Origin of the sequence: Halomonas sp. (assembly GCF_041689495.1) — a bacterium.
In the GTDB taxonomy this organism is placed as follows: domain Bacteria; phylum Pseudomonadota; class Gammaproteobacteria; order Pseudomonadales; family Halomonadaceae; genus Halomonas.
Genome location: NZ_JBDNGD010000338.1, coordinates 1 through 3,974 on the forward strand (window position 1 = coordinate 1; position 3,974 = coordinate 3,974).

Genomic DNA, 3,974 nt, shown 5'->3' on the forward strand with positions numbered 1-3,974 from the left:
ATCTAGTGGGTGGGTGTGACAACCGGATAAGCACGGTCCATTGCATTGGAAAGCGTGGCATCGGCGTACTGCGCACGAAGGCCGACGGCCAGATTCAGGCGCTCGGTCGCCCGATAGTTCAGGGTCGGCTGGACGTCGATGGTCGTCAGCTCGGTCTCGACGGCATGGTAGCGACCGATCCAGTCCTCGTCGTAATGGGTGGAGAGCCCATAGGGTGCATAGATGGCCAGACCCAGGTCGAACTGCTCGTTCAGTTAGGTCTTGGCGGCAAAGGCCGGCACCCAAGCACTTTCTCCCCCCTGGCTGGAGGCATCGGAGCCATAGGGCACGCCGAAGACGCTGGAGGAGCTTTCATCGCGGAGCTCGAAATTGGCATCGATATAGGCCAGGCCACCGACGACCTGATTCCCATCGATATTGCCGATGGCCGCCGGGTTGTAGGCCATGAAGCTGGCATCCTCGGCGCCAGCGGCGGCGTTGGAGAGAGCATTGGCCAGGGTCTTGGCGCTCTGCTCGCGGACCTGGAACCCCGAAGCGGCCACCTGGGAGGCGATCAGTGCCGTTGAGGCGATAGCGACGGCGATGGAAACCTTGTTGAACTTGTTATGCATGGCGGCACCCTCTGGCATGAGGTGTTGTAAAGCGCACTCTGGATGGTGCGTTGCGTATGAACTTGTTTTCGCCCATCAACGCCCACCATTCAAGTGCAAACGTTCGTTTTAATCCCCAGAACCGCTAATACTTTTGTCTTAAAAAATAATAAACATGAATATTTCAAAGGATTAGAAAGCCACCCCTATCGATGGCCACATACCACGACGGCGCTTGACCTATGGGTTACCCAAAGGTTTTAGACTACTGGCATCAGGTTCATTCAGGAAACAACGATGAAGGTCAGCGAAATGGCACGCTTGGCCGGCGTTACCGCCGAAACCGTGCGTCACTACACCCGCGAGGCGCTGCTGCATCCGGAACGCGCCCCCGAGAACGGCTACCAACTGTTCGGGCAGGCCGACCTGGAGCGGCTGCGCTTCATCAAGCGCGCCCGCACTCTGGGCTTCAGCGTCGCCGAGATCCGCGACATCCTGGCCCACGCCGACCATGGCGACTCGCCCTGCCCCATGGTGCGCGACCTGTTGGCCAGCCGACTCCCCGAGATTCGCACTCGAATTCAGGAACTCGAAGCACTGGCCACGCGCATGGAGGAGGCGCTGGACGCCTGGACCGAGATCCCCGACGGCACACCGGATGGCCACAGCCTGTGTCGCCTGATCGAGAGCTTCCCAGCCCCCTTGACCAACAGCCGCGATGGCCACAAGGAGACCCGATGAACACCAGACATTCCCTGGAACGCACCGTGCCTGGCATGAACTGCCAGGGCTGCGTTTCCAACATGCGCAAGGCCATCCAGGCCCGGGATGACCAGGCCGAGGCCACCGGCATCCCGGACGAGAAACGTCTGGACGTCACCACGAAACTCGACGACGACACCCTGGACACCGTGCTGCGCGACGCCGGTTACCCGCCAGGCAAGGTCGATGATGACGAGCAGGGTGGCGAGGGCCACGAACAGGCGTCAACGGCAGAGATGCCGGCGGCGGCTCCCGGACACGACAGAGACGAGGATCGCCAGGCCATCACTCGGCGGCTGTCGATCAGCGGCATAACCTGCGCCAGCTGCGTGAAGAGCGTCCAGCAGGCCCTGGAGCGTGCTCCCGGCGTGGTCAGTGCGGAGGTCAACTTCGGCACCCACACCGCCCAGGTGCGCGGCAATGCCGACACGGATGCGCTGATCCATGCCGTGCAGGACGTGGGTTACGGGGCCGAGCCCATCGTCGACATGCGCGAGGCGGAGCAGGCCCGCGCCGAGCGAGACGACCGGGAATATCACCGCCGCCTGAAGGGAAGCGCCTGGTCGCTGGCGCTTGCCGTGCCGCTGATGGCCAGCGTGTTCGTCTTCCACCCCCAGCCCGTGGGCGGCGGACGCCTCTACTGGCTGGTGATCGGCCTGCTGACGCTCGCGGTGATGGTGTTCCCGGGCCGACACTTCTTCGTCAACGCCTGGAAGAATTTCCGCCACCACCAGGCCAACATGGACACCCTGATTGCCATGGGCACCGGCACCGCCTGGCTTTACTCCATGGCGGTGGTGGCCTTGGGCCCCTGGCTGCCCGAGGTCGCACGAGGCATCTACTTCGAGGCCTCGGCGATAATCATCGGCCTGGTGCTGCTGGGCAATGCCTTGGAGCTGCGTGCCCGGGGCCGCACCAGCCAGGCCCTCAAGCGGCTGCTCGACCTGCAGAGCCGCACCGCCCGGGTCATCCGCGACGGTGAGGAACGCGAGATCGATATCGACGCGGTGCGCGAGGGCGACCACATCCGCGTGCGCCCCGGCGAACGCCTGCCTGTGGATGGCGAGGTGACCGAGGGCAAGAGCCATATCGACGAATCCATGCTCACCGGCGAACCCCTGCCGGTGACCAAGGACGAGGGCGACGAGGTCAGCGCCGGCACGGTCAACGGCAAGGGCTCGCTGGTCTATCGTGCCACGCGCGTCGGCGCCGACACCCGCCTGGGCCAGATCACCGAACAGGTGGCCAGCGCCCAGAACTCCCGTCCGCCCATCGGTCAGCTGGCCGACCAGGTGTCGAGCGTTTTCGTGCCCTCGGTGATGATCATCGCCGTGATCACCGCACTGGTCTGGTTCAATTTCGGTGCGGAACCCAGGGTGATCCATATGCTGGTCACCGCCACCACGGTGCTGATCATCGCCTGTCCCTGCGCCCTGGGACTGGCCACGCCGATCTCCACCATGATCGGTGTGGGCAAGGCAGCCGAACACGGCGTGCTGGTGCGTACCGGCGATGCCCTGCAGACCGCCAGCAAGCTCACCACCCTGGTGGTGGACAAGACCGGCACCCTGACCGAGGGCAAGCCACGAGTCACCGAGGGGGAAATGCTTGCGGGAGAAGAGCAGGAAATGCTCGGCCTGGTGGCGGCTCTGGAGCGCGGTTCCGAGCATCCCCTTGCGGCCGCCCTGATGGCGCACGCGGAAGCACAGCAGGCCGAGCCCGGCGAGATACGGGACTTCGATACCGTCACCGGCGGGGGCGTCAAGGCAACGACCACCGACGGCAAGCCATTGCTGCTGGGCAATGCCCGCCTGCTGGAAGAGGCCGGCATCGACCTGGCCAGCGGCCGCGAGGTTGCCAGAGAGTTGGAGGAGAAGGCACGCACCGTAGTCTATCTCGCCGTGGACGGCAATCTGACCGCCATCTTCGGTATCAGCGACCCGCTGCGCCATGACACCGTGGCCGCCGTGAAGCGCCTGCAGGCCGACGGCCTCAAGGTGGTGATGCTAACCGGCGACAACGAACATACCGCCGGCGCCATCGCCCGGGAGGTTGGCATCGACGACTTCCGCGCCGGACTCCTGCCCGAGGACAAGCACGCCGAGATCGAGCGGTTGCAGCGCGATGGCGAGATCGTGGGCATGGTGGGCGACGGCATCAACGACGCCCCGGCACTCGCCCGTGCCGACGTGGGGTTCGCCATCGGTCAGGGTACCGACGTGGCCATCGAGAGCGCGGGTATCACCCTGGTGCGCGGCTCGCTGCACGGGGTGGCGTCCGCCATCGAGATCAGCCGGGCAACGCTCGCCAACATCAAGCAGAACCTGGTGGGGGCCTTCGGTTACAACGCCCTGGGCATCCCCATCGCGGCCGGGGTGCTCTATCCCTTCACCGGCACCCTGCTCTCGCCGATGATCGCCGGGGCGGCCATGTCGCTGTCGTCGATCACCGTGGTCAGCAACGCCAACAGGCTGCGCCTGTTCAGTACGCGGGGCGACAGCAAACGATCCACCAATGCGAAGGAGGCCGACCAATGAGCTGGCTCGTCAACCTGGCAGGGCTCGCCCTGATCGCCCTGATCGTCTGGTGGTTCTGGGCGGCCGCCTAGGTGGGGCCGCCTAG

2 protein-coding genes and 1 pseudogene are annotated in these 3,974 nt (G+C 64.9%); 2 read left to right on the plus strand and 1 reads right to left on the minus strand.

All coding sequences use genetic code 11. The annotated features are described in order from the left end of the window. Nucleotides 1-2: 2 nt before the first annotated feature. Nucleotides 3-629 (minus strand): annotated as a pseudogene (locus ACESMD_RS10765) (OmpP1/FadL family transporter). Between the two features lie 258 nt (nt 630-887). Between ACESMD_RS10765 and ACESMD_RS10770 the strand changes: the two are divergent. Together ACESMD_RS10770 and ACESMD_RS10775 are read left to right on the plus strand one after the other, a co-directional pair. Next, on the plus strand, nt 888-1,331 hold the full coding sequence (locus ACESMD_RS10770) for a MerR family DNA-binding protein (protein WP_372613014.1): 444 nt from the start codon (nt 888-890) through the stop codon (nt 1,329-1,331). Next, entirely contained in the window at nt 1,328-3,889 is a 2,562-nt protein-coding gene (locus ACESMD_RS10775) for a heavy metal translocating P-type ATPase (protein ID WP_372613016.1), read from the plus strand. The genes ACESMD_RS10770 and ACESMD_RS10775 overlap by 4 nt, the downstream gene beginning before the upstream one ends. Nucleotides 3,890-3,974: the final 85 nt, after the last annotated feature.

Coding starts and splice junctions, on each gene's coding strand:
- ACESMD_RS10770 (WP_372613014.1), top strand. CDS start 888: ATGAAGGTCAGCGAAATGGCACGCTTGGCCGGCGTTACCGCCGAAACC.
- ACESMD_RS10775 (WP_372613016.1), top strand. CDS start 1,328: ATGAACACCAGACATTCCCTGGAACGCACCGTGCCTGGCATGAACTGC.